Source organism: Colwellia sp. 12G3, from assembly GCF_002836775.1.
Lineage (GTDB): Bacteria > Pseudomonadota > Gammaproteobacteria > Enterobacterales > Alteromonadaceae > Colwellia.
On the sequence record NZ_PJAQ01000001.1, the window covers coordinates 75,987 to 102,098 of the forward strand.

The following is a 26,112-nucleotide window of genomic DNA, read 5'->3' on the forward strand; positions in this document are numbered from 1 at the left end:
CCTGAGTCCCTACTGGCACGCTTAGGAGATACCACTCTTTAAGTTTGGTGCTTTTATTTTATGCCACTGACAACTAGCTCATAAAAATAGTGAGGTAAGCAATAACCATTATTGTGATAGAGCATTTATTGCATTCAACATACTTAAATCAGTTAAAGCAAGAAATACACGTTTGAATTCAGTTAATAAAAATACTGTCGTTTGGTGAGCTATAATTATGAATTAGTACAGGGGAAAAACGTAAAAATTTAGTAGATGTCGGCTGACGGTACTGGTGTATAAATAAATTTTATTCTTACAATTGAATGGATATGTTTATGGAATATAAAGATTATTATCAAGTCATGGGGGTTGAAAATACGGCTAGCCAGGCTGACATTAAACGCGCATACAAAAAATTAGCGCGAAAGCATCATCCTGATGTAAGTAAAGCGCATAACGCTGAAGTGCAATTTAAAGAATTAGGCGAAGCCTATGAGGTATTGAAAGATCCCGAAAAACGTGCGGCTTATGATCAATTAGGGTCAAATTGGCAATCGGGACAACCGTTTAGTCCTCCTCCAGATTGGGACCAAGGTTTTGAATACAGTGATTTAGGTAAAGGTCAAAATTTTAGTGACTTTTTTGAATCTATTTTTGGTCAGCCTAGTTCACAGCCCCGAGACAACAGTTATCGTTCACGCGCAGGTCATCAAGAGCGTGGCGATGACCATCATGCAAAAATCAGTATCGATATTGAAGATGCCTTCCATGGTGCTACCCGTACTGTAACCTTACATTCCCCAGAAGTGGATGCTCAAGGCCATGTTTCAACGCATGAACGGCAGTTAAAAATTAAAATCCCAGTGGGCATAACACAAGATCAGCAAATACGTTTAGCGGGTCAAGGCTATAACCTTTCAGGTGATATAAAAGGCGACTTATATTTACAGATTCAGTTCAATAGTCATCCGTTATTTCGTGTTGATGGCAAAAACATTGAATTAGACTTACCCATAACGCCTTGGGAAGCGGCCTTAGGAGCAACAATCAACGCACCTACCCCGGCAGGAAAAATTGATTTGAAAATACCCGCTAATTCAAAATCAAACAGCAAGTTACGAATAAAAGGTCGTGGTATTCCTGGTGAGCCCTGTGGCGATTTATTTGCTGTTTTAAAAATAGTGTTACCTGATGGTAATAGTGTAAAAGCAAAAACACTCTATAAAACAATGGCAAAAGAATTGGCTTTTAATCCACGTGAAAAACTAGGAATGTAACGGTTATGAATAAAAACATCTGCATCGGCGTGGTTATCAATGAGCAAACCTTAACATTAGAAGAGCTATGTAAAGCGTGCGTAGTGCAAACATCGTGGGTTATTACATTGGTGAACGAAGGTATTCTTGATCCCCAAGGTCAAACTCAAAGTGGCTGGGAATTTTCAGGTGATTGTTTGCAATCTATACACACGATAAAACGTTTAGAAGCAGATCTTGGTATTAACATTGCTGGAGCCGCATTAATTTTAGAGCTTTTGGATGAGAATCAACGTTTAAAAAGGATCATTGAAGATCCCATAAACACGGTTTTTAAGGAGTGATAGTCATTCGCTAAACTATATGACCATAACATTAGGGTGTAGGGCGATACGCAACACATTGATAAAATGGGGAAATACAAATGCGCAGAAAGATTTTTTTTCTTATTACTATTATTTTGCTTATTCAACAATACGGCAATGCGCAGTCAAGTCCTGGGCTCATCACAAGTAAATGGACTGTGCCTGTGCTTTCGATTAATGGTGCAATAGGGCCAGCCGTAAGTGAGTATATTGTCACAGAAATAAACAAAGCCAATCATGATTCAAGCATTCCCTTGGTAATAATCAAACTTGATACCCCAGGAGGGCTGAGTTCAAGCCTACGTGACATTAATCAAAAAATATTAAATTCCACAGTACCCATTGCTTGTTTGGTTTATCCTCAAGGTGCACGGGCGGCAAGTGCAGGTACTTATATGCTGTACGCATGTCATTATGCTGCTATGGCGCCAGCAACTACTTTAGGTGCTGCTACGCCAGTAAGCATTGCCCCTCCAGCATCGAATCAAGAGACAAATAAAAAAAGTGAATCGCCTTCAGCAATGGAAAAGAAAGTATTAAATGATGCCATTGCTTATATCCGTTCATTAGCACAGCTGCGTGATAGAAATGAGCAATGGGCTGAATTAGCCGTATCTGAAGCGGCAACACTCACTGCAGAAGAAGCCCTCGCAAACAATGTTATCAATTTTATTGTACCCACTGCCAAGGCGTTATTTAGCACAATCATAAAGCAAAAATATTCAGAGCAGAGTTTTGCTGATGTGACGTTAGAAAATACACAACTAAAGCCTATTTCGCCTAATTGGCGTAATGATTTTATCGCCACTATCACAGATCCTAATATCGCCTATATTTTGATGATTATAGGCATTTACGGTTTAGTCTTAGAGTTTTATAGCCCTGGTTTTGGAGTCGCTGGAATTACAGGGGTTATTTCACTTTTTGTAGCACTATATGCCTTCCAACTTTTACCGCTAAATTATTCAGGCTTTGCTTTGTTACTGGTAGGGATAAGTTTATTAATCATTGAATCTATCATGCCTAGTTTTGGTGTATTTGGTATTGGGGGGACTATTGCTTTTGTGCTTGGATCTGTTTTTCTAATTGACACAGAACAACCTCAATATCAAATTTCACTACCACTAATCGCTGGTTTTTCCTTTGTATCAATACTCTTTTTTGTGCTTTCTTTGGGATTAATGTGGCGTAAAAGAAAGAACAAAATCGTTAGCGGACAAGAAGAACTGATCGGCGCTATTGCTTTCGCCGAAGCAAGTTTTGAACATCAAGGTTTTGTAATGATTAATGGCGAACGTTGGGCGGCAGAATTTACACAGCCAGTTAAACAAAACCAAGCGGTTAAGATTAAGGCCATTAATGGCTTAACCTTAATTACCACCCCAAATAAAGAAGAGGAGAAAAATCATGGAAGTTGTGTTTAATATTCCACAAATATTCACCGTTGTAGTCATTATTCTATTAATTGCCTTGCTGTTAAGTGCCTTTCGAATATTGCGTGAATATGAGCGTGGCGTGGTATTTTTTCTTGGACGTTTTGACAAAGTCAAAGGACCTGGTTTAGTGATTATTATTCCATTAATTCAACAAATGGTGCGCGTTGATTTACGTACCGTAGTCATGGATGTACCAAGCCAAGATGTCATCAGTCGAGATAACGTATCCGTCAGGGTAAATGCGGTAATTTACTTCCGCGTTATTGACGCGCAAAAAGCAATAATCAATGTTGAAAATTACTTACAAGCCACATCACAATTAGCGCAAACTACTTTGCGCTCTGTTTTAGGTCAACACGAATTAGACGAAATGTTGGCAAGTAGAGAAATGCTAAATATCGACATTCAAGAAATATTAGACGCAAGAACAGATGGTTGGGGCATAAAAGTTTCTAATGTCGAAATAAAACATGTGGATCTTAATGAAACCATGATCAGAGCCATAGCAAAACAAGCAGAAGCAGAAAGAACTCGTCGAGCCAAAGTTATTCATGCGATGGGAGAAATGGAAGCGGCCGAAAAATTGAGTGAAGCAGCCAATAAATTGAGCACAGAGCCTAATGCAATAATGTTACGTTATTTACAAACATTGACAGAAATTGCTGGTGAGAAAAATTCTACTATATTATTTCCTCTACCTATGGAGTTACTGAAAGGATTATTTTCACCCAAAGATCATGATAACAAACAATGAGCATTGCTGTGAGTTATCAAAACTAAGTAAAGGCTAATGCCATTTAGCATTAAAAAGAATAAATGATGCCTAAGCCCAGTGTATGCAGCACTTTAAAATCAATATCGGGTCTAGTCACTTCATATTGACTAACTTGACTAATGGCGCAATGTTAACTGTAGAGGGCATTTAAATAACCATCATTAAGTGATTTTTATAAAATCAACATACCATAATGTCAACTTTTGTGTCTTGAAGAATATAAATTTATTAGTGAATGTGAAACTACGGATAATGTTTGAGATTGCTTATCAGCAGAGGAAATTGAATGACAAAATAATCACTTATGCCACAAAGAAAACGTTAAGCTCTGGAGTAAAAAATACTGCACCGGATTAGTTTTTATATCTAAAAGGCTAAGAATAATTAAAATTAAGAGTTAAACACTCCTATCAACTAAACAGGGATTTTTCTTCCACTCAACTAACCAAGTTAATATTTCGTTTGCAGGCATAGGTTTCGCAATGCCATACCCTTGTGCATAGTAACTACCTAAAGATAATAATAGTTCCCCATGGCTTGGAGTTTCTACTCCTTCAGCAATTACTTTCAGATTAAATACTTTGGCTAACTCAATGATACCTTGAATGATTGCTTTGTCATCCGTGTCTATCAGCATATCTCTAACAAAGGACTGGTCAATTTTCAAACACTTGGCGGGCAAGCGCTTTAAATAGGTTAATGATGAATAACCGGTACCAAAATCATCAATTGAAAAACACACACCTAGTTGGTGACATTCTCTCATCACATTGTGAACTAACTCAATGTCTTTCAGTGCACTGCTTTCCAATATTTCAAACTCAAGACTTTCAGGCTTAAAGTTAGGATACTGATCAAGCATCTCCTTCAAATCACTAATGAATCTATCATGCTGCAAGTGTAGCGGGCTGATATTTACGCTTATGGAAATATCATACCCTGAAGATAGCCAATATTGTATTTGCTCAAGAGCAGTCTTGATGACCCATTCCCCGATTTTAATATCTAATATATCATGCTCCACTGTGGGTAAGAACATAGCAGGAGCAAGCAATCCTCTCGTTGGATGGTTCCAACGAATTAATGCTTCAACGCCAATTACTTCACTCGTTCTCAAGTCAATTTTAGGTTGATAATAAAGTACAAACTCATTATTATTTAACGCGAGAGCTATCCTTTTTAATTCCTCATTGTGATGTTTAACCGCCGTATCTTGCTCTATATCAAAAATATAACTACGATTTTTCCCTTTTTGCTTAGCTATATACATGGCCTGATCTGCATGCCTTAATAACTGATCTGGACTAGCATTATCTAACGGATAAAAGGTAACCCCGATACTGGCAGTAACTTTTAATAATTTGTCTTCAATGTTCAACGTAGTAGCAACTGATTCAAGCATACGAGATACGACTAAATCACTTTCTGAGGGAGAAGAGAGATCGTCAATAACAGCGACAAACTCATCGCCGCCAAAACGAGCTAAGGTATCTCCCTCTCTCAGCACATGTGTTAGTTGGTGAGCAACTTTTTTCAATAACTCGTCACCGATGTTGTGACCATGGCGGTCGTTGACTTCTTTAAAGCCATCTAAATCAATAAACGCAACGGCCACAAACGTTTTATTACGGGCACTTTTTTTCACTGCTTGTTCAATTCTGTCCGCTAATAAATTTCGATTAGGCAATTTCGTTAATGGATCATAGTGAGCTGATAGTTTTAAAGCCGAGTTTGCTTCCGCTAAATTAAGGTTACTCTTCTCGAGCTTTCTGAGATTATTTTTATGAGTACTAATATCTTGAAAAATCCCTGTGAGACGAACCGGCACTCCTTCTTCTAGCGTAACAGTACATGTTGTTCTTACGTCTATTTTTCTTCCTTTCGTGGTATACGTTTCTAATTCAAGATCATAACCAATGCCATTATTGATGGCCTCATCCAGTGCCTTCGTTATAATATCTTTAGACTTAGGAAGGAAATAGTCAACACCTGCATCTACTGTAGGATCAAATTCTTCAGGGGACGTGTCATGTATCCGGTAGGTTTCATCAGTCCAAAACAAATCGCCTGTTTTCAAATCTAATTTCCATCCGCCTAACTTCCCCAGCTGCTGTGATTCGTTTAACAACTGAGTGGCCACAACCATCTGCTCTTCAATATTTTTTCGCTCTGTGATATCTAAATGCGTACCTATCATACGCTTTGGTTTACCTTCATCATCCCTTTCTATTAATTTTCCTGAAGCCTGAACCCATACATAATGCCCTGATTTATGTTTCATCCGAGCTTCAACTTCATAAAGCTTTAATTCACCATTAAAATGTTGTGTTAGTAGCTTTGTAGCTTTTATTAGATCATCGGGGTGAAGGTTAGTTGACCAGGTATCAAATTGAATGGGATGTAATTCTTCAACGGTATAGCCAATGATTTCGGCCCAGCGCTTATTGAATGTTAACTCACCTGTTTGAACCTGCCAATCCCAAATTCCGACGCCAGTAGCGTTAATCACAAGTGCTAAACGCTCTCGACTATCATCTTGTTGTTCGTTAACGTGTGGGACTTTGTTAGACAAATGCGATTCCTAATGTAAATTAATGCTCAACGTTAGTTGATGTAAGTAGAAACGGTAACTCTTCAATTATAGGTGAGGCTATCAAAAAAACACCGATTTAGCTCGGAAACTGTATGGTTCGGTTGAGTATATCTCATTTATTAATGTAACATTTTGACTATTTCTATATAAGAAAAGGTAAGTCAAAATATCTTACCCTGATGTATTCAATGCTCACAAAGTGATCTCAATAATACCCCATTTTATAGCCGCTTTATAACATTCATCAAGATAATTGAGACTAATCTGAAACATTATATGTAGTCAAAACTATTCAGCTTATTTTATTTCAGGCATCGCTGCTTGTTAATTTAGGAATACTGCGCCATAAACTAAATGTAAAACAAGCTTCAACTCTCGAGCCATCATTCCTAAACTTAAACAAAATAGACCTGTTCCTACCATTGGCATAGTACCAATCATCACAATAAACCAAGCATTAATACCTAATTTATTCCCGTATTGATTTGATTATTACAGGAATAAATTAGGTATTGCTATGAGCGTAAATGAATGACCCAAAAGCCAAAGATATTTTTGAAGGTAAAATGCCTTCATCAACTTCAAGATAAAGCAAAATCAGTTAAGCTTTATTACTCGTACGAATAAGTTAAAGATTGTCAATTTATCGGTGAATTAGTGGGCTCAGAGGGGCGTTATTCATTTAAACAAGGGGTAACCATTGGTTAAATAAATGCCTTGCCTAAAGCACTTTTAACTCCCACTGAAATCACGCACTTTGAAGAGTAACGAGTATATATTACTCGCCGTAATAACTGATTAAACTTAAGCCGATACCGACTTCACGTCTAAAGTCATTTAGCTGGTTAAGTTCAATGAAAGGCTCTACTTCAACATACATCCACTTTTTATAAATTAAATTGCGATATCGGGTAGAGATAAAGTAACTTTCATTGGCAATATCCTCTTTATTATTACTTTTATTATATTGAACACCACTGACTAATAGCTGATCACGGCCAGTACTTTTGATATGAAAAAAGCCCACTTTACGTCGAGATCTCGCTTCGTTTTGAATTTTCTGCCAACTGGCTGAAAGTGAAAAGTAGCTACTTTCAAGTTGATAACTTACCGCGCCTTTCACGCTGGGCCCCCAACCGTCTTGCAAAAAATAATCGATACGTGGCTGTAAACGCCACCTCAGTTGATTAACTTGCCATTCAAATTGCATTTCACTGCGCAGGTAGAACTGTTTTCTGCTAACACCTATTCTATTTTTAATTTGGTGTTCATCACTAAACGACTTTATGTATTGAAAGGCAACATTCACCCCCTGTTGGGGAACACTAGTATAATCAGTTTCATAATCGAGTAACAGTTCGTCCTCATCATCATTATCAATAACTAAGGCCAATCTTTCATTCCATTGCGGCAAATTTAAGGACACTTTGAATTTAGTATCAATATCGTCTAAATCGGCAGTACGTGGTAACCATGAAAATTGTAAATAACCATGGGCTGAAGCACCTTCACTTTCTTCTGCCCCAATATTATCTAACCATGATGCGCTGTTTTGCATCATGGTATTTAATCGGCTTTGCAAAACATCTGCTTTTGAACGCAACAATGATTCTTGCTCGTTCGCCAAAACAAACGAACAAGAAGATACAAGAGAAAATATGAGAGCAAAGTAATACGTTAATTTCATTTTTTCATCAAATTTTTATCATTACATTGGTATTTTTTTTCACGTTGCTTTTCCGAAAAAACTAACCACCGAGTACATTAAGATGTTTGACGGGTAATGGAAAAACGACCATCAATGCCGTCATTTCTGTCCATGCCATCTAATTCAGGCGCATCATCTTCGTTAAAACCAGCAAAACGGTAAGCAGCATAGGTACCAACTAACCAATCGTCTGACTGATACAGATGAAAGCCCGCTCGGGTGCTATCAATGAAAAAATGTTCACCGTTATAAGTAATTAAAGGTAATAAATCATCAACATCATCTTTACCTACATAAGGAAAAGTACCATTTCTAAACCCCATACCTAACGACCAATTACCGTCACCCGGCTCAAGGTGTATTTGCGTCACATCTCTTGCTGCAAAAAATAGGATCTAGGTGTAAGAGACTGCAAACAAAAGGCTTATTATTAACATTCTGTAAAACATGGTAAATCTCTGCATGTCAGTAAATTGCAAGCTTAAACGCCGCTTACCCAAAAAATGATGATTACTTATTTTTTGTCAAAGCGCGGTTTTCTAAAGCAGCAATTCTCGCTTCTATTGGCGGATGCGAAGCCCACAAATGACTAATCCCTTGTTTGGTTTTTTCACCAATACCAAAAGCGGCTAACTGCTCAGGAAGCGCTTCAGGCTCTTTTTGCGCTAAGCGTTTTAATGCATTAATCATATTTTGATGACCCGCTAAATCAGCGCCACCGGTATCAGCAATAAATTCACGTTTTCTTGAAAAATACATCACAATAGTACTCGCAAGTATGGATAACACGACTTGTGAAACCATAACCGTAACAAAGTAACCAATACCATGACCACGTTCATTTTTTAATATGACTCGGTCAACAACATGACCAACAATGCGCGATAAGAACACCACAAAGGTATTCACAACGCCTTGAATAAGTGTCAAGGTCACCATGTCGCCATTAGCTACATGACTCATTTCATGACCCATTACCGCTTCAATTTCACCTTGTGCCATATTATCGAGCAGGCCTTGTGACACAGCAACTAAGGCATTATTTTTACTTGCGCCGGTAGCAAAGGCATTCATTTGCTCTGAAGGGAATATAGCGACTTCTGGCATTTTTATACCGACAATTTTTGCTTGTTTTTCTACTGTGCTTATTAACCATTTTTCAATGTTAGTGCTTGGCTGTTTAATAACAACAGCGCCAGTCATGCGTTTTGCCATCCATTTAGAAATTAACAATGATATAAATGAACCACCAAAACCAATCACACCGGAAAGTATCACTAGAGACTGAATATTTAAATCCGATCCATTCTCTGCCAATATGCTATCAACCCCAAGAAGGGAGAGGGTTATACTTAACATCAGCATAATGGCGATGTTGGTTATTAAAAACAGTAGTATACGTTTCATTTTTATTCCTAAAGTTAAAAGCTAAGCTAAAAGTTAAGTTAACATTGCTACTCATCAGCTTGGTGGATCATAGTTTATTTAAGATGCCGGCTTTTTGATGTGTTAAATAACTAAGCCAATGTGTGAATATGCCATTACTTTGAAAATTATACCTTAAGCATAATTAATTATAAATTTGAAATGGCTGATCGCTAAAGGTTATCTTTATGCTGATGGTTAATAATTTACCCATACATTAATTTTTACATTTGCCAAGAGAGCTGTAATAGCCCATAACCATGCCAGCTTTTATCATCACTTAGATATTCTTTGTTATAAAAGTTGAAAGGTAGCGGTGTTTTCAACTTGATATGGCCAGCCTTGTGGTGTACTTGCGCCCAATAATTTATGTATTGAACCTTGTAATTGCTCAGTGCCAGATGCTGGCCCTACGATGCCAATACTTAGCCAACTTTTTTGGGCAATATCAGCACTATATAACGCCACATGTGCTTTCGTTTTCGGTGGTGGTGAATCCTCATTACGAGAAGCTATTTGGGTTGTAGAAGGATTGAATGCAAAAGTTATCTCTATAGATTACAGGCAGCCACCATTACATGACTATAGTGATGTGCTAGAAGATACCGTAGCGGTTTGGACAGAAATATTAAAAACTCAAGATGCTGCTAAAACCGCAATGTTTGGTTCTTCTGCTGGAGGCAATATAACGTTAGCCACCATGCATAAACTTGAAGAACTTGGACTTGAAATACCGGGCGCAATATTTGTTGGTACACCTTCTTCTGATTTATCAGTTAAAAAAGATACTTGGCACACACTTGAAGGTTTAGATCCATTAGGAAAGCGTGAGGGATTAATTGATGCAACCTTTGACCTTTATGCGCCCAAAGGCAACTTCACGGGTCCTCTAGTTTCACCAATATATGGTGATGTTACAGGCTTTCCACCTACCATTTTAATTTCAGGTACCAGAGATTTGTTATTAAGGTTCGAATGTATCGTAAATTAAGAAACGCTGGCGTAGCTGCTGATTTACATGTTTATGATGGTTTATCACATGGCCAGTACATGTTGGGAATATTAACTGACTTTCCTGAATCAAAAGATGCTCAAAATGAAATTGACAACTTTTTTAGAAAGCATCTTAAATAGTCATGCTCATATTGCCAACCAGTAAATAGTAAAGCACTGGTTGGCAATAATTCAATGTTAAATGAGGAAGTTAAATCAGAATATTTAAAACTGAGATAAACGATTGATCAGCCAAATCATCGCAACCGAACCTGAAAAGTAGCTAATGACTCGATGAAAATCATGCAAAACCACATCACGTTTAATCACTTTAATTAACCAAAAAACAAACATTAACAAAGTAATAAAAAATAATTGTCCTAGTTCAACACCAATATTGAAACATAATAGCGCGGTAATTTTTTCATCTTTCGGTAAACCTATTTCTGCTAATACCGATGCAAAGCCAAAACCGTGCAATAAGCCAAAACTTGCTGACACTAATACGGGGTATTTAAAACTTAAACTGTTAGGGTTTTGTTTCGCTATTTCTACCGCCAAAAATACAATACTGAGCGCGATAACCGCCTCTACTGGCGCAATAGCAATACTCACCACACCCGTTGCCGCCATAATTAACGTCAGAGAATGGGCAAGGGTAAAACCTGTAATGGTGAATAATAGTTTTCGTTTACTGCGAGAAATAAAAACTAAACAGGCAACAAACAGTAAATGGTCAAAACCAATGAGAATATGCTCTATTCCTAAAAAAATATAGGTACTCACCGTTGCCTGATCAGATATTTTACCTTCTTGTTTATAACTCGGATTATCTGGCGTTAATACCGTTGTAGTCGTTTGCTTTTGATGATCAATAATGCGAACCAATACATCGGTAACCGTGTTAGATAAACCGTTTATAGTAAACGCTATACCTGTTAAACCTTCTGTGCGGCGCACTTGCCAGGTTTCAATATATGCATTTGAAAAAAACTGTGCTTGTTTAGGCTGGCTAATTTGGGTGTCTTTATCGAAATCAACCGCGAGTTTTAATCGTTTATTGCCAAGTGCTGGTATTTTCCAAATAACCGTAAAATTACTGTCATCAATCGCTTCAATTGTTAATGATGCCGGGCGCATATTATCGGCCCAAACATTGGGACTTATAAAAATCAGACTGAATAAAAACCATAAAAAAACGTATAAACTTCTAATTACGTTCATGTTTAATTCCTCATTACCTAGTGGTAGATAACGTGGCATTGCTAACAACATTATTGTTTTCGATGTTCAATTGATACTGTTTGAGTAATGACATTTGATAGTTCGCGATAAATATTTTGTTCTGTTGGTAGCGCCAGTCTTTAATGACACGATCTTTTATTTCAGATAAAGCTGAAGCCGTTCCGGTATTGCGTTGACTAACCTTAATAAAATGTAAGCCTAAACCCGATTTTATCGGTCCAACCCATTGGTTAAATGGTGCTTCGTCTAAAGCAGCATTAAAACCAATACCGAACTGCCTATTAATTTGATGAGAATATTTATTATCAAGGGTAGTCGGCAACATACTTGTGTCGCCTTGTGGAACTTTTCCAAGAAGAATACGCTGTTTTTGCTGTGTTAAAAGCTCAGCTAATTGATTTTTTGGTCGGCTATCCATAATATAAACTTGTTCAAAAGAGTATTGGTTATCTTGTTTATAATTATCAATATTGCGTTGATAATAACTATTGAGCTCTTCTGTTGATGGTTGTTGTAAAACTGACATGTCTTGTAGTATAAATTCCATTTTTTGGCGAAGTCTACGCCTGATCACCTCATCATTTTCACCTAAGCCTAATGCTTTAGCTTCTCGAGCATAAATTTCGTCGAGGGCATAACTTTCAATAATTTTATCAAGCTCTTGTTTTGTTGGCTTTCTCGTCCAGGTTTTTTCAAAGCCCTTTTTAAGTTGCTCAATCCGGTTATCACTAATCGTAATTATTTTTGAGTCATCAGCAACGTTAGGATTAATAAGCTCGTAAAGCACAAAAAATAATAATGCGATTAAAATGAAATGTAATAAAGGCTCTGTGAGGATTTTTTTAAAAGGAAACTGTGACATACGGTATATAGAATAATCAATATTAAGAAAAATAAAAATACCATTCCCAAACAGTTCGCTCAGGAATGATATTAATTAAGGTAAAAGCTAGTCTAATTCACGTTAATGTTTAGTAGCAACTAATGGTTATACCAAATAGGAGCGGTATAAGCGCGGTCTTGAATTGTTGCAGGTACATCTGTTGGTAGTTCTGCGCCGTATCTAACCGCATCATATGTTGTCCAACGAGGTGTTGGAATGGCAAGTACCCGTACATAGTAAAATGCATTTTGTGCCGCATCAAACTCAGGGTCAACCCATAGCGCTTTTAATGATGTTTCACCTATGTCATTCGTATAGGTAGCCGTTTTTACATCGACAGTATTGCCTACCAATTTGTCACAGCGTCGTTCAACAATACTGCGGTTATCACTACAAGCGACATCAAAAATACGTTCATGGGTTTTACCATTAGTATCCATCCAACCCTTAACCACTTGTAAACGGTCTAAATTTGCTGCATCTGGGTCTTTCATACCAACAACCATAAAACTTGGTGCATTAGCTGTTTTAGCCGCTAAATCGCCCCCCATTGGTACGCCTTTCTCGTAACCTGATTTTACAAAGTCACCGTCTAAATCAGCTTGGTTATAATCCCAACCTGCGAAGAAACGCACTTGAATGCGTTGTCCTGTAGTGGCGTAAGTTTCTTTACGCTCCATAGCATCAAATAAACCTTTTCGGGTATTTTCGGTTGCCCAAACAGCGGCTAAACCAGAAGAAACAACGGCACGGTAATTAATGGTAATGTCTTTACCTTGCATCGCTGGTTTCGTTAATCGCGCTTCACTGGGTTCCATTGTTGACATTTTTCCGAAGAAGTTATCTGCCTCAGTAGTTGCTAAACTCGTATGAGAATCAGTTGAGCCAATTAAGCCAAACTTATAAGGGTTGGTGCCAAATTTTTCCTCTAATACTAACCCCGTTTTAAGGGCTTCACGGCCATATTCGCCAGCAAGCATGTCATTGGTTTTGTGCTCAGACAAGTCTAAGTTACCAAACTCCCAGTTTTCAAAATCAGCAAATTCATCATTAGGTGATAAAAATGGATGGCTTTCACCATCACCCTTCATCTGAGTTACTTCATATAAAGGCTCCCAACGAGCGCGAGACTCTACGTATTCTTTATCCAGCGCGCTGCCATTAAACTGTTCGGCCATAGGAAACATAATACCGTTAGACAAGTTACCGTTATGAGCAATGGCGAGTATTTTACCTTGAGTTTTGTCTTCGTAGGTTTGCATCCATTTCCATAACTCCCGTGGGTTTTGGTTACCATAAGGTGGTGTAGTGGTATAAGGTACCATTTGACGGCCCTTCTCTTCACCATCACGATAAATAACCACACGATGCATGTTGCCCCCTTTAATTAAAGAGGTCCACTCATAACCAATAAAAGCGGTAAACTTACCCGGGTCATTATATTTTTCCGCTGAATCAATAATACGGTTCCAAGTATCTTTATACCCCTGAGATTGTGGATCGTAATTTAATTCTTCAGGCAATGTACCTTGAGAAAACTGTTTGATTAACTCAATAGCAACTTCATGGTTTTTACCTGCTTTTAAGCCATCGTAAAATTCTTTACCCATAGGGTTGGCAATAATTTCTTTTTTTCCTGCGTATAAATCAGGGATCATACCCATATTATCTGAATGATCGGCCACGACTAAGAAGTCGAGTGGTTTGATTAATTTGGTTTTTAGTCCCATTGAAGCGGTAACTTGCTCGCCTCTAGCATATTGATAGGCGACATCGGGTGGCAGTGTATTACCAAAAGCACCGGCGTCAAATGAGTTAGATGTATGTAAATGGGTATCGCCAAAATAAACATTTTGTGCATATTGAGGTGTTTTTGCTGGTGCTGGTTTTTGTTCTACTGTTACTTTAGCAACCTTACTGTCCTCTGCTGCTGCGTTTACAGAATTTTTTTCGGTCGAAGGCTGACCACATCCTTGCACTAATAAAACGCCAATTAAGCAGCTTAGGTAAGTTAATTTCACGGTGAACTCCAATTCAAGTTAAAAGGTTATTATTACTTTCGAACATAAATAGTAGTTTAAGATGAGGAAAATTAAAAGATTTATTACAAAATACGTTATATCAAAAAAAATTTAATTATCCAATTGATTATGTAGTCTATATTGCAGGCTTACACTAATGGATAAAAGGTTGCCCGCTATCTAAGTAGGTCTGAGTATTCACTACCATGTACTCGATTTAAACCTACATACTCAGTAAATTTATATTATACCAAGTTGATTAAGTTCTTTCCCACTCAGCGAGAATTAAAAGGCTTAGAGGCAAGGCATTGATTGAAGAGAATGGTTATTCAGGAGAATATGCTCCTGTATTCTCTAAGAACACCATCCATGTAGCGTCCTTAACAAAAATTGGTAATCGTTTTGCTCAAAATGAAAAGCTGGCTAGTTTAACAGGCCCCTATTGCATTGTTTTTATCTCTCGCCGAGCAATGAATGTATAAATATAAACAAGAAAAACAATCATAATTGCGATAAATCAACAACTGAAAGCACCTGTTATCGACGCTTTAACGATAAGCATCAATATTGAACAGGTGCTGTTTATCAAAAGGTCAGCTTACTTAATAGAGTTGACAACAAAATCTAACACGCTATCACCTGATGGTTGAGAAGCCAAGTCAAACAGTGATTTTGGCCTTGCGATCATACCCCTTTCAACAACTTCAGAGACGATGTTAAAGTCAAGTAAACCCACTTTCCCCACCAGTAAGTTATCAATAGGCCCTTCTTTGGCCAGGGCTAAAATATCTCTAAATCCTTTTAAATATAAATAATCTTTGGTGAATCCACCGCCACGATATACACGGGTAGTTAGGGTAAAGGCAAACTCTTTATCTAACTCGAATTCATTCATCAAGGTATTATAGGTTTTCACAAAATCACCATGCTCAAGCATATATTGAACAGCTATCACACGTAATGCGATGGTTTTTAATCGTTTAATAGTTAGACTACCTGAGCGATATTCACTATAAAGTGCTAAACCTTCTTGCGCATGAGTATTACCGGTGAGTCCTAAACTAAATACTTTTAAGGGGTGTTGTTTTGAATTTATGGTGGTGAGCATGTGTATACCAAGTTCATGATAAGCATATGCATGTAATTCTTTTTGGGTAAATGAAGCTTCTTTGTTTATAAGCAGCAAAGCTTTTTCATTATTCACCATCGCTTTGGCGACTAATTTCCCAGATTTTTCAATTTTACAATGCAGTTTCCATTCTTTTGCTTGGTGTCTAAAATACTCTATAGCATCATCTGCAGTCAGTAAGACTTCGTCTTGCTCATCATCATTTAAATGCAGAATAAATCTCGCATTAGCAATGTCACTAAGACTCGGTTCACCATAATATTTTAATGAATTATAAACAAAATCATCGGTCCCAATCGTTGTTAGCAAGTCTATTTTACTTGCCAAATTATCAATGACATGGCGATATAATTGCTGAATATCGGCATCATATATGTCACTTACGGGTAAGTTATACAAGTTTTCTCTGAACTTGTAGGGGTCAATATTGAGCTGTCTATAATTAAAACTTGGTGAGTTGTGATTTCTTTGCTTGAAGAATTTGCTTCGCTGGGCAATTAAGTTAATAGGGTTAATAAAGTTTAGCGTTTCAACACTCTTACACAGTGCAAAAAGCTTTTTGTCTAAAGCTAAAACTTCAGGACTAATGGTAGAAGATAATATATCGGCTTTTTGTGTTTTTTTCCTTTTTCCATAGCGACGTACAAAAAATGCTGCTGTTTCACTGATAGCATTTTTAAATCCCGCTTTGAGCTCTTCTAATACCAGTGGATAAAGCTCACCCGATGATTCATCCATAAATATTTTTTTAACTTCGGTCGGAATAACCAAGGTATTGTCGAAATGAGCATTTATATGGGTAATCAAATACCCGCGACCTTGTAAAACTTCGTCGGTGGCTGCTCTGACATTAAGGTTAGGTAAAACGATTCGATTGAGTTGTTTCTCAAATAATGAAACAACTCTTCCCCATCGTTCAACGTCTATTTGTTCAGAGCCAATGTTGAACGTTGGGGTGTTTTTTTCTAGTGTTTTGTAATTATAAGCATGAATATCAAAGACAATGGCGTTGTTAAATTGCTTTTCGATAACGGCGATTATGGCTTCTAATACATTGTAAAATGACTGATGTTTGTTATGACTTTTTACGCGTTGCTTTGGAGTTAACGGTTTATCCCAAACTTGCTTATCCCACGCTGTCTTAAAATAGGTTGATAAAGCTTTAGCGCGATTAAGATCATATTCAAACCGAGAATCATTACCAATAATCTGTATAGGAAAAGAAGAAATTAGTTCATCCGTATAGGGATCTTCTTCATAGAATTGTTCTTCATCAGATAATAAGAATGACTTCTCAAGCTCTGAACGCAGTCTTTGGCCATTATGAATAGCCGCGCAGATAATAGGCGCGTATTCATCAATTTTGATGATGAAAGCGCCCGACTCTACTTCAGCATGAAAACACTCACCTTTTTTAATGAGTGCGATACATTCTTTTTCAGATAACGTGAGCATCATCAATCGCCTTTCTAAACTCATTTTTACGTTGCGCTAACGCTTCTTTGGCATTGACGACACTTTCAACAAAATCGATAACTTTCTTTTGTAATTTCACATTATTTAATTTATTAATACGCATAATTCCGCCAGGGCTTTGCACATTAACTTCGATTAATTTTTCATTAATTACATCTATTCCAACAAAATATAAACCATCGCGTACTAATTTAGGACCAATGTGCTTACACAGTGCTTTTTCATTTTTCGTTAGGGTGTGCTTAATAACGGTACCGCCAGCATGCACGTTTGAACGTACTTCATTTGAGGCCGGAACTCGCTTCATGGCGCCAATAGGCTCACCGTTTAACATCAAAATACGCACATCACCGGCATCGGCACCTTCGACATATTCCTGTAAAATTACGTAATTCCCGCCTTCACCGCTGTTTATATAAAACTCTAATAAGGAAAGGAAACTTTTCTGTGCACTCTTCTCAACTAAAATAACTCCTTGTCCACCATAACCATCTAGTGGTTTCATGATCATTCTTCCGGACGCAGATTCGTTTAATACGTCAACTAAGTACTCAGGCGTTTTAGATACATGAGTAACGGGAATAAAATGATTTGTAGGATCGTCAAATGAAGCGGTATAAAGTTTAGTATTAGCAATACGTAAACCATCAATATCGTTCATGATAAAAACATCTTCACGAACCGAATCAAGAAAATTTAAGGTTATCGGATTTAATGGCGGGTTATCGCGCATAATAATCGCGTCAAAGCCTGCCAGAGGTAATTGTGATTTTTTAAATACGGCTTTTTTATAAAATGACACCACATTTGTAGAAGCCGATGAGCCTTTTTTAAAAACTTGGCAAAAAGCGCTTGAAACAGAATCTCTCATGGTTAAATTATGAGGCGTGGCAATTGCGACAGTATGCTCCCGTGAAACACACTCGTGTATTAACCGTAAAGTGGAATCTGTTTCGGGTTCAATTTTATCCCAAGGGTACATCAAGAAAAGTATATTCAATGGATTGTCCTTTGATCAGTAACATTCAAATCACAAGACAGTGATTTGATAAGAATTATATAAAGTTATTAGTATAACGCTAAGTTTAACGTTAGCTTGAAAATAATGATATGGCTATATGCCCGTTACCATTCAAGGTGTATGTTCCAGTTTGCTTATTTAATGGGTTTAAAAATGACGTTACACTACGATTAATACTTAAACCATAGAAAGACTATGTTTAAAGTATTTATCTTGCCTAACGTCATTTTAATTTCCACTGAAATATTACACTTTCATTGGTAGCGGCTATAAATGAGCTTAATTAATCCCAATCGTCATAATAATCATCATCAAACTTTTTAAGTCGGCGTTCTTCTTGTAACTGTTCAATTTTTTTCTTAGCGAGGAAATTACGCTTATTACTTTGTTTTGAACTTTCACCTTCAGATGGGCTTATGTTTAATTCAAATTCAGCAATATCATTTTCACCTTCGTTTGAAGGGTCTTCATTGATAAAGTCTAATTCGTTAGAGGAAGATAATTCATAAGTAGAATTATTGGCCATTTGTTCTTTCACCAAAAATAATCACATTAAAAGCGGATAATCTACGTTTTTCCTCGGTAAGAAAAGTAAAATATTTTTAAGTTAACGATAAAAATATTTTACTTTGATATTGATTTGAAAAATGATTGTACGATCGAATAATCAGTTTCTGGTATTACTGGGTTTCATAATAGCCGGCGCTTCGGGGTCGTCTTTTCTTAACAGGTTCTTAATTTCAACAATACGTTCTTCATTCGCATTTTCTTTATGAAAAGCACTAAATAATTCCCGTTCAAATACCGGTAATTTATCAATTTCAAATAGTTTACCTTGTTCAATAAATGGTTTTACTAGCATATCAGGTAGGTATGCACTGCCACCACATTGCAACATAAGATCAAGCGCAATTCGTGCCGTACTGGTTCTAATTGCGGGTATAGATATTCCCTTCACTTCTTTAGCATGCCAATTAATAAAACTCGTGCCCCAGTCAATCATAATATAACGTTTAACTTCGGAGGGATTTGTTATCTTATTTTGAAAAGTCGTCACGGGCACTAATTTGAACATATGTAATGATTCAATCATTAACTCTTCAACTTTAGGGGGATCAAACAAAATAGCAACATCCAACGTGCGCTCAAGTAATTGTCTTGTGAGTTGTTCTCGGGATAAAATTTCAGCAATCAAACTAATCTGAGGTTGATTCATATATATTTTTGAAATCGCATCATGAATATAAACATCCCAAGTATTGGGTGTACCTGCAATAGATATTTGCGTCACCTGCTCAGAAGCGAGTGCTACATCTTGTTTAGCCATTCGCAAGGTATTTAACATGTTTTCAGCATGAGGAACCAGCCTTTCACCAGCCAATGTTAGTTGTATATTATTTCTCGCTCTTTGAAATAATGTCACCCCAAAATACCTTTCTAACTGACGAATTCGGGTGCTGATAGCAGCCTGAGTAAGATACAAGTTTTCGGCCGCTTTACCAAAATGACGACAGTCTTTAACTTCCAAAAAAGTCTTAATTAACTCAATGTCCATTACATTTTCTCTTATCAATACGATAATTATTATTTATTTTACAACCTAGTTAGTTAGCGGCATAATCCGCCAAAAAATATAGCCTGTCAATAGCTGTAAGTGTGAGATTATTACAGGTTTTATTTCTAATTAATAATTTCTATAACAATGTATATTCACTCAAGATATTACAACTTAAGGTACAACCATTTTAAGTCTCATTAATATCTGACCCTATATATTATTTGTTTATAGGCCCATCTAAATTAGAGAAACCAATAAAATTTCTCCACATACGTCATCAATTACATGTACTGTTAGTAACATAGTTCCTCTCTCCAGAAAATAAGAGAATATCGTAATGATAATGACAATCAGACCTTTTCTTATGCTATTAACAAGCTGTTTTTTGTTAATGACGGGGTACGGCTTAAGCAACATTTTATTGCCTGTTCGTATGCAACATGATGGCGTTAGCATTGATAGTATCGGCCTCGTTTTATCGATGTTATCAGTGGGGTTTCTGGTCGGTGCTATTTATAGCCGTAAGTTATTGCAGCGTGTTGGCCATATCAGAATATTTGCAATGTGTGGCAGTTTAACATCTGTGGCTATTTTATTGTCCGGCCTTTATCCTGACCCCATAATTCTAGGGTGTATGAGGATTATTACTGGTTTTTGTATGGCGTGTGCTAATGCAACGCTTGATAGCTGGTTAAGTTACAGTGCCACTGAAAAAAATAGAGCTAAAATACTTTCTATTAACCAAATGGTGTTGATGAGCGCATTGTTTTCTGGACAATTTTTATTAAGTATTGCCCCCATAGAGGGTATGACTTTATTTGTTATATCGGGTATTTTATTCAGCCTGGCAATTACACCTATTGTTATCAGTAAACAGCAAGGTCCACACATTGAAGACAGTCAATCGATGTCTTTGGTGACTATTTTTAAGCTATCTCCTCTGGGGGCCGTTAGTTGCTTTTATTGTGGTCTCATCTATGCGGCGCTATTGAATATGCTTCCCATTTTCGCCAGTGATAATGGCATTAAAGATCTGAATTTATCGATATTTATGGGAGCGGCTATTTCTGGTGCAATAATATTACAATTCCCCATTGCTTATCTCTCTGACCATTTCGATCGTCGTAAAATAATGTTGGTAATGGTCTTAACCATTATTTTAATTTCTTTCTTAATTCCTATGCTTATTTCCCTAGGCATGTTTAATTTAAGCCTCTTAGCCATTGCAGTACTTACCGGCATGGCTGCCTGCCTATATCCTATGAGTATGTCCGAAACCTTTGATAAAGTATTAAAAGAACAGATTTTAACAGCAATGTCTTCGTTATTAGTCATATATGCATTAGGCAGTATTTTAGGGCCGTATGTTGCCTCAGTTGTTATGAACTCATTTGGTAGCAGCGCGTTATTTACCCTTATGGCTATTACTGCTACGACCTTATTAATTTTTATTATTATGCGTATGCAGCAACGTTCTGCCCTACCCCATGATGAACAAGAGAACTTCTTTATGCAGACTCCCTCTGGCGCTGTTTCTGAATTAGATCCGCGCACAGATTATGCTGAACCGGCATTCGATAACAGTCCAGAAGTTGAAGTTGCGGTAAGTCTGGCGACAAAAAATCCTGCAGCTGCCGTTAATATGGCAAAAGCTTTAGCACTGCGCGATCCTACTAACGCATCCAATTTAGCTGCTGCACTAAGTACCATTGAACAAATCGATATTGGTAAATTGTATGGCGCGATCACAACAGCTGCGCCTGAAATGGCTATTCATATAGCAGAAGCGTTAACCAATGCCTCTCCAGAAAAGGCAGAAGAGTTAGTTAAGTGGATAACAACATCCTATCCAGAGCAATATACAAATATTATTGTCGCGATAGCCAATTCTATGCCTGATAATGGGGTTCGAGTAATGGAATTAGCCGCAGAAAATATGTCTGCAGACGATTCAGGTGGGCTGTTAGAAATGACAGAACAATATATGACCGAATTTTCAAACTCTTTAGATGAAATGCGTCCGGTGGATCGTAGTGCCGCTGCCTCTGAACAAACAGCATCTGAGCTTTATAACCGCTTAAGCGATGTATCTCCGGAATATTCCGCTGAATTAGCGTTAGCCGTATCCGAAGCATTACCAGAATCCTCCAATGTTATTGCTGGTGCTTATGTGAATAACTTAATTCAAAGTGAAAATGAACAAAACTGTGCAACTGATGCGTTAGAAAATATTGAAAGTGCTGTTAATGACTATTTATCTCAAGTAGTAGAAACCATTCCAGAATATGCGGTAGATATTGCCAGTACAATCATTGATTCTGTCCCTGAGGTTGCCTCTGAAATAGTAGCGTTATTACAAGAGTCAGAGGCCGTCGAAAATACTGATTTAAGTGTCTCTATTGATGACAAACCTGAAGAAAATATTATAACTTAGGTTTGAATAGCCACACAATAATTTTTATATTGCTTGCTGTGTTTCAGGCATTATTAATTAAAATCAATATTTTCAATAATATAGGCTATTTCACCGCTGTAACGGTAGTGTTCATAATTTATCTGTTTTTTTACCTATGTATCAAGACCTTTGACCGTATCAAGGGCAGTATGATTACAGTTACTCTTGCGTTCGTTGTCCATTGAAACCATCCGATAATCATAGGTGTTTGTCTGTCTAACGCCTCCAGTTCTGTTTCACATTGGTGATATGTATCGCTCTAGTATTGAGCGTATTTTGTATCACTATTAAAACGATACTCACCCTTGGCACGGCTATAGTTTATTTCAAGTTGCTTGGTCTAAGTAAAGCAGTAAGCAAGCTAGCCGTACCTTCCACATTCATAACCTGATTTAATACATAAATGTTTCAGTATATCTTATAAAATATTTTCATCTTACCCTTGATACATCTAAAATGTATTTAAAGGTTCAATATTTAGGAATGATAATGAAACGAATATTTCTATTTTTACTGACTAATATCGCCATTATGTTTGTGTTAAGTGTCACGTTAAGCTTGTTAGGTGTTGATAGCATATTGGCAGAAAATGGCTCTGACTTAAATATTCAATCTCTAGTCATATTGTCAGGTGTTATAGGTTTTGGCGGTTCATTTATTTCTTTATTCATCTCTAAATGGATGGCAAAAAGAATGACTGGCGCAGTAGTTATTACTGAGCCAACAACCAACATTGATAAATGGTTAATAGAAACGGTAGCAAAACAAGCCAGCATTGTTGGTATTAAAATGCCTGAAGTTGCCATTTTCCCTTCCTCTGAAATGAATGCTTTTGCTACTGGTGCAAGTAAAAACAATGCCTTAGTCGCGGTATCTCAAGGACTACTTGATAAAATGGCCCAAGGTGAAATAGAAGCCGTACTTGGCCATGAAATGAGCCATATTGCTAATGGTGACATGGTAACGTTAACGCTAATTCAAGGTGTGGTTAATACCTTTGTTGTCTTTTTATCTCGCATCGTTGGTCATGTAGTTGACCGCGTAATATTAAAGAATGAACAAGGGCATGGCATTGGCTACTTGGTTACCGTGCTTATATCACAAGTTCTCTTGTCAATACTCGCCAGCGTTATTGTGATGTATTTCTCTAGGAAACGTGAATTTATAGCTGATACCGGTGGTGCAGATTTAGCAGGCCATAAAAATATGGTCAAAGCTTTAAAACGTTTAGCTCAAAATGAGCCTGAAGCACTACCTGAACAATTAGCCGCATTTGGTATAGGTGAAAAAACAAAGAAAGGCTTTACCCATTTATGGGCTTCTCATCCACCAATTGAAGATAGACTTGAGGCGTTAGAACGAAGAATGCTAACGCGCTAAATTAATGGAATGTTATACCAATGACACTAAGTTATTGTTTACTTGTGCTGGTTAAAACATTCCAATTTGGCGCGGCATACCATCCCATAGCCTGCTATTAGCCATACTTTTACTCTTTCCGTTCCACTACTTCTGTGATGTAGCGACAACTTTTTTATGGTTTAATAAACTGTTATTGTTATTGTTATTGTTATTGTAAATATCACTATTATTTTAAATAGGAGCACTTAGTGCCTATACTTTTACCCACATCAAACAAAAATATTGCCGCGCCAATCGCTAAGAAAATACCCCATGAAATGACAATACATAATCATCAACGTGTGGATAATTATTATTGGATGCGTGATGACCATCGTAGCGATGAAACAATATTGTCACATCTTAATGCTGAGAATAATTACGCTGATGCTATGTTAGCCGAGCAAAAACCTTTACAAGAATTACTGTATAAAGAACTTAAAGACAGGATAGTAAAAGACGATAATACCGTGCCAACCAAAGATGGTAAATATTGGTATCACAGTGAAATTAATGGCGAGCAAGAGTATTCAAATTATTACCGAGCAACAAGCTTTTCTGGTGAAAATAACACCCTAATATTAGATGTTAATGCGCGAGCCGAAGGTCATGAATTTTATGATATAGGTGACTTATCCATCAGTCCTAATGATAAAATAATGTCAATATCTGAAGACACTGACAGCCGCCGTATTTACACTATTAATTTTAAAGACTTAGGCAAGTTAAGCAGCTGCTCTGATTCACCAGAGGCATACTTAGCGGACGTTCTCGTTGAAACAGAAGGACAAATTGTTTGGGCTAATGACAACAAAAGCGTGTTCTATGTAAAAAAAGATCTAGAAACCTTATTAGGTACCCAAGTTTATCGTCACAAACTAGGCTCGCCTCAATCTGATGATATTCTCGTTTATGAAGAAGACGACCATAGTTTTTATATGAGTTTAGATAAGAGCAGAGATGATTCACAAATTTATATTTGTTTACACGCCACTGAATCAACACATTATTTAGCGCTAAGTGCCGATGAGCCTGATGGCGAATTTATTGATCTATTGCCATATCAAGAACAACACGAATATCACGCTGATAAAATGGGTGACCATTTTTATATTGTGACCAACTATCACGCTAAAAACTTTCGATTAATGAAAGTTGCTGCCGATAAAGTTGATGATATTAAGAACTGGCAAGAAGTGATCTCACACCGAGAAGATGTGCTGCTAGAAGGCATAGAATTATTTGATAACTACATTGTGGTTACCGAACGAGAACATGGCCAAATTCGTTTTATTGTTCACACGACTAACCCAAACAATATGGGTCATCAATATCCATTATCTTTTGATGACCCCTGTTATTTTGCATGTCTTGATGAAAACCCTGAACCCAAAAGTACCATTGCAAGGTTATATTATTCAAGCTTAACAACCCCTGGTTCACTCTTTGAGTTCGACTTAGCGACAGGTGAAAGAAAGCTACTTAAACAACAAAAAGTATTAGGTGATTTTAACAAAGAAGAGTATCAATCAGAGCGTTTATTTATTACCGCACGTGATGGTATAGACGTTCCGGTATCCATTGTTTATCGCAGTGATACGTTTAAAAAGGATGGTACTAATCCTCTACTGCAATACGGTTATGGTGCTTATGGGATTACCATAGATCCAGACTTTTCCAGTCAAACCTTAAGCTTACTCGACCGAGGCTTTGTTTACGTTATCGCCCATATTCGTGGCTCAGAAATGTTGGGTAGGCAGTGGTACGAAACAGGTAAAAAAGAACATAAACAAAATACATTTAATGACTTTATTGATGTCACTAAGGCATTAGTTGCACAAGGTTATGGTGCTACAGATAAAATATTCGCTTCTGGCGGTAGCGCCGGGGGTTTATTAATGGGCGCGGTGGTGAATCAAGCACCAGAGCTATATCTAGCCATTGGTGCTCATGTGCCATTTTTAGACGTGTTAACGACCATGCTCGATGAAACCATACCGCTAACCACTAATGAATATGACGAATGGGGCAATCCAAACGAAGCACAAGCCTACAATAATATTTTAGCTTATTCCCCGATTGATAATATCAGCGCTCAACACTACCCAAATATACTCGTTACGACTGGCTTGCACGACTCTCAAGTGCAGTATTTTGAACCAATGAAATGGGTAGCAAAAATGCGAGAACTTAAAACAAATGATAACTTACTGTTATTTAAAACAGATATGGAGGCAGGACATGGCGGCGCATCAGGCCGTTTTAAAAGTTTAAAAGAAAAGGCCTTAGAGATGAGCTTTTTTATCTCATTATTAGCAGAGTAAATTGTTAACCTTATTATTTTTATCGTATCTACGCGTTAAATAGCCCCAATTTCTTCGTTGTTTTGA

The 26,112-nt window shown here is 37.2% G+C and carries 22 protein-coding genes; 10 read left to right on the forward strand and 12 right to left on the reverse strand.

Going from position 1 to position 26,112, the window contains the following annotated elements:
• The first annotated feature begins 317 nt into the window (after positions 1 to 317).
• The 4 genes from CXF71_RS00315 to CXF71_RS00330 all read left to right on the forward strand — a co-directional run bounded on the left by CXF71_RS00315 (position 318) and on the right by CXF71_RS00330 (position 3,793).
• Positions 318 to 1,259, forward strand: a complete 942-nt coding sequence (locus CXF71_RS00315; protein ID WP_101231003.1) for a DnaJ C-terminal domain-containing protein — start codon at positions 318 to 320, stop codon at positions 1,257 to 1,259.
• Between the two features lie 5 nt (positions 1,260 to 1,264).
• Positions 1,265 to 1,582: a chaperone modulator CbpM gene (locus tag CXF71_RS00320; protein WP_101231004.1), complete on the forward strand. Its 318-nt coding sequence runs from the start codon at positions 1,265 to 1,267 to the stop codon at positions 1,580 to 1,582.
• 80 nt (positions 1,583 to 1,662) lie between these two features.
• Complete coding sequence (locus CXF71_RS00325) at positions 1,663 to 3,027, forward strand: NfeD family protein (RefSeq protein WP_101231005.1); 1,365 nt, start codon at positions 1,663 to 1,665, stop codon at positions 3,025 to 3,027.
• Entirely contained in the window at positions 3,011 to 3,793 is a 783-nt protein-coding gene (locus tag CXF71_RS00330) for a slipin family protein (RefSeq protein WP_101231006.1), read from the forward strand. Before CXF71_RS00325 ends, CXF71_RS00330 begins: the two co-directional genes overlap by 17 nt.
• Positions 3,794 to 4,211: 418 nt before the next feature.
• Here CXF71_RS00330 and CXF71_RS00335 read toward each other — a convergent pair whose 3' ends face one another.
• The 5 genes from CXF71_RS00335 to CXF71_RS00355 all read right to left on the reverse strand — a co-directional run bounded on the left by CXF71_RS00335 (position 4,212) and on the right by CXF71_RS00355 (position 10,008).
• On the reverse strand, positions 4,212 to 6,386 hold the full coding sequence (locus CXF71_RS00335) for a sensor domain-containing protein (RefSeq protein ID WP_101231007.1): 2,175 nt from the start codon (positions 6,384 to 6,386) through the stop codon (positions 4,212 to 4,214).
• A 799-nt stretch (positions 6,387 to 7,185) separates the two neighbouring features.
• Positions 7,186 to 8,094: a hypothetical protein gene (locus tag CXF71_RS00340; RefSeq protein WP_101231008.1), complete on the reverse strand. Its 909-nt coding sequence runs from the start codon at positions 8,092 to 8,094 to the stop codon at positions 7,186 to 7,188.
• Positions 8,095 to 8,171: 77 nt separating this feature from the next.
• Positions 8,172 to 8,486 carry a MipA/OmpV family protein gene (locus tag CXF71_RS00345; RefSeq protein ID WP_101231009.1) on the reverse strand — a complete coding sequence of 105 codons (315 nt, stop codon included), beginning with the start codon at positions 8,484 to 8,486 and terminating at the stop codon, positions 8,172 to 8,174.
• 139 nt (positions 8,487 to 8,625) lie between these two features.
• Entirely contained in the window at positions 8,626 to 9,522 is an 897-nt protein-coding gene (gene htpX / locus CXF71_RS00350; protein WP_101231010.1) for a protease HtpX, read from the reverse strand.
• A gap of 312 nt (positions 9,523 to 9,834) precedes the next feature.
• Positions 9,835 to 10,008 (reverse strand): lipid A-modifier LpxR family protein, encoded by a 174-nt coding sequence (locus CXF71_RS00355; protein ID WP_232771323.1) that lies wholly within the window; start codon positions 10,006 to 10,008, stop codon positions 9,835 to 9,837.
• A 64-nt stretch (positions 10,009 to 10,072) separates the two neighbouring features.
• Here CXF71_RS00355 and CXF71_RS21465 point away from each other — a divergent pair, with 64 nt between their 5' ends.
• Together CXF71_RS21465 and CXF71_RS21470 are read left to right on the forward strand one after the other, a co-directional pair.
• A complete protein-coding gene (locus CXF71_RS21465) occupies positions 10,073 to 10,531 on the forward strand; it encodes an alpha/beta hydrolase fold domain-containing protein (protein WP_198559792.1) in 459 nt (152 codons plus the stop codon).
• Positions 10,516 to 10,674 (forward strand): alpha/beta hydrolase, encoded by a 159-nt coding sequence (locus tag CXF71_RS21470; protein ID WP_198559791.1) that lies wholly within the window; start codon positions 10,516 to 10,518, stop codon positions 10,672 to 10,674. Before CXF71_RS21465 ends, CXF71_RS21470 begins: the two co-directional genes overlap by 16 nt.
• Positions 10,675 to 10,758: 84 nt before the next feature.
• Here the strand turns inward: CXF71_RS21470 and CXF71_RS00365 are convergent, their stop codons facing one another.
• The 3 genes from CXF71_RS00365 to CXF71_RS00375 form a co-directional block, all read right to left on the reverse strand.
• Entirely contained in the window at positions 10,759 to 11,757 is a 999-nt protein-coding gene (locus CXF71_RS00365; RefSeq protein ID WP_101231012.1) for a HupE/UreJ family protein, read from the reverse strand.
• Positions 11,758 to 11,770: 13 nt separating this feature from the next.
• Complete coding sequence (locus CXF71_RS00370; protein ID WP_101231013.1) at positions 11,771 to 12,640, reverse strand: peptidyl-prolyl cis-trans isomerase; 870 nt, start codon at positions 12,638 to 12,640, stop codon at positions 11,771 to 11,773.
• Between the two features lie 119 nt (positions 12,641 to 12,759).
• Positions 12,760 to 14,682 (reverse strand): DUF3604 domain-containing protein, encoded by a 1,923-nt coding sequence (locus CXF71_RS00375; RefSeq protein WP_157826669.1) that lies wholly within the window; start codon positions 14,680 to 14,682, stop codon positions 12,760 to 12,762.
• 308 nt (positions 14,683 to 14,990) lie between these two features.
• On the opposite strand from CXF71_RS00375, the gene CXF71_RS21385 reads away from it, so the two are divergent.
• Positions 14,991 to 15,164, forward strand: a complete 174-nt coding sequence (locus CXF71_RS21385; protein WP_157826670.1) for a hypothetical protein — start codon at positions 14,991 to 14,993, stop codon at positions 15,162 to 15,164.
• Positions 15,165 to 15,280: 116 nt separating this feature from the next.
• On the opposite strand, the gene CXF71_RS00380 is transcribed toward CXF71_RS21385, so the two are convergent.
• The 4 genes from CXF71_RS00380 to CXF71_RS00395 all read right to left on the reverse strand — a co-directional run bounded on the left by CXF71_RS00380 (position 15,281) and on the right by CXF71_RS00395 (position 19,863).
• On the reverse strand, positions 15,281 to 17,269 hold the full coding sequence (locus CXF71_RS00380) for a flavohemoglobin expression-modulating QEGLA motif protein (protein ID WP_232771324.1): 1,989 nt from the start codon (positions 17,267 to 17,269) through the stop codon (positions 15,281 to 15,283).
• The gene (gshB, locus tag CXF71_RS00385; RefSeq protein WP_101231016.1) at positions 17,250 to 18,287 is read right to left on the reverse strand and encodes a glutathione synthase; all 1,038 of its coding nucleotides are present in this window, start codon (positions 18,285 to 18,287) and stop codon (positions 17,250 to 17,252) included. The genes CXF71_RS00380 and gshB overlap by 20 nt, the downstream gene beginning before the upstream one ends.
• Before the next feature lie 304 nt (positions 18,288 to 18,591).
• On the reverse strand, positions 18,592 to 18,834 hold the full coding sequence (locus tag CXF71_RS00390) for a PA3496 family putative envelope integrity protein (RefSeq protein ID WP_101231017.1): 243 nt from the start codon (positions 18,832 to 18,834) through the stop codon (positions 18,592 to 18,594).
• A gap of 141 nt (positions 18,835 to 18,975) precedes the next feature.
• A complete protein-coding gene (locus CXF71_RS00395) occupies positions 18,976 to 19,863 on the reverse strand; it encodes a LysR family transcriptional regulator (RefSeq protein WP_101231018.1) in 888 nt (295 codons plus the stop codon).
• 340 nt (positions 19,864 to 20,203) lie between these two features.
• Between CXF71_RS00395 and CXF71_RS00400 the strand changes: the two genes are divergently transcribed.
• The 3 genes from CXF71_RS00400 to CXF71_RS00410 all read left to right on the forward strand — a co-directional run bounded on the left by CXF71_RS00400 (position 20,204) and on the right by CXF71_RS00410 (position 26,046).
• On the forward strand, positions 20,204 to 22,300 hold the full coding sequence (locus CXF71_RS00400; protein ID WP_101231019.1) for an MFS transporter: 2,097 nt from the start codon (positions 20,204 to 20,206) through the stop codon (positions 22,298 to 22,300).
• Between the two features lie 510 nt (positions 22,301 to 22,810).
• Entirely contained in the window at positions 22,811 to 23,701 is an 891-nt protein-coding gene (gene htpX, locus CXF71_RS00405) for a protease HtpX (RefSeq protein ID WP_101231020.1), read from the forward strand.
• Positions 23,702 to 23,931: 230 nt separating this feature from the next.
• Positions 23,932 to 26,046 (forward strand): S9 family peptidase, encoded by a 2,115-nt coding sequence (locus CXF71_RS00410; protein ID WP_101231021.1) that lies wholly within the window; start codon positions 23,932 to 23,934, stop codon positions 26,044 to 26,046.
• Positions 26,047 to 26,112: the final 66 nt, after the last annotated feature.

What these genes read in the sequence shown, in the direction of transcription:
- CXF71_RS00365 (WP_101231012.1), bottom strand. Translation starts at nt 11,757, where the DNA reads ATGAACGTAATTAGAAGTTTATACGTTTTTTTATGGTTTTTATTCAGT.
- CXF71_RS00325 (WP_101231005.1), top strand. Translation starts at nt 1,663, where the DNA reads ATGCGCAGAAAGATTTTTTTTCTTATTACTATTATTTTGCTTATTCAA.
- htpX (WP_101231020.1), top strand. Translation starts at nt 22,811, where the DNA reads ATGAAACGAATATTTCTATTTTTACTGACTAATATCGCCATTATGTTT.
- CXF71_RS21470 (WP_198559791.1), top strand. Translation starts at nt 10,516, where the DNA reads ATGTATCGTAAATTAAGAAACGCTGGCGTAGCTGCTGATTTACATGTT.
- CXF71_RS00320 (WP_101231004.1), top strand. Translation starts at nt 1,265, where the DNA reads ATGAATAAAAACATCTGCATCGGCGTGGTTATCAATGAGCAAACCTTA.
- CXF71_RS00315 (WP_101231003.1), top strand. Translation starts at nt 318, where the DNA reads ATGGAATATAAAGATTATTATCAAGTCATGGGGGTTGAAAATACGGCT.
- CXF71_RS00390 (WP_101231017.1), bottom strand. Translation starts at nt 18,834, where the DNA reads ATGGCCAATAATTCTACTTATGAATTATCTTCCTCTAACGAATTAGAC.
- CXF71_RS00400 (WP_101231019.1), top strand. Translation starts at nt 20,204, where the DNA reads ATGATAATGACAATCAGACCTTTTCTTATGCTATTAACAAGCTGTTTT.
- CXF71_RS00340 (WP_101231008.1), bottom strand. Translation starts at nt 8,094, where the DNA reads ATGAAATTAACGTATTACTTTGCTCTCATATTTTCTCTTGTATCTTCT.
- CXF71_RS00395 (WP_101231018.1), bottom strand. Translation starts at nt 19,863, where the DNA reads ATGGACATTGAGTTAATTAAGACTTTTTTGGAAGTTAAAGACTGTCGT.
- htpX (WP_101231010.1), bottom strand. Translation starts at nt 9,522, where the DNA reads ATGAAACGTATACTACTGTTTTTAATAACCAACATCGCCATTATGCTG.
- CXF71_RS00380 (WP_232771324.1), bottom strand. Translation starts at nt 17,269, where the DNA reads ATGATGCTCACGTTATCTGAAAAAGAATGTATCGCACTCATTAAAAAA.
- CXF71_RS00370 (WP_101231013.1), bottom strand. Translation starts at nt 12,640, where the DNA reads ATGTCACAGTTTCCTTTTAAAAAAATCCTCACAGAGCCTTTATTACAT.
- CXF71_RS00330 (WP_101231006.1), top strand. Translation starts at nt 3,011, where the DNA reads ATGGAAGTTGTGTTTAATATTCCACAAATATTCACCGTTGTAGTCATT.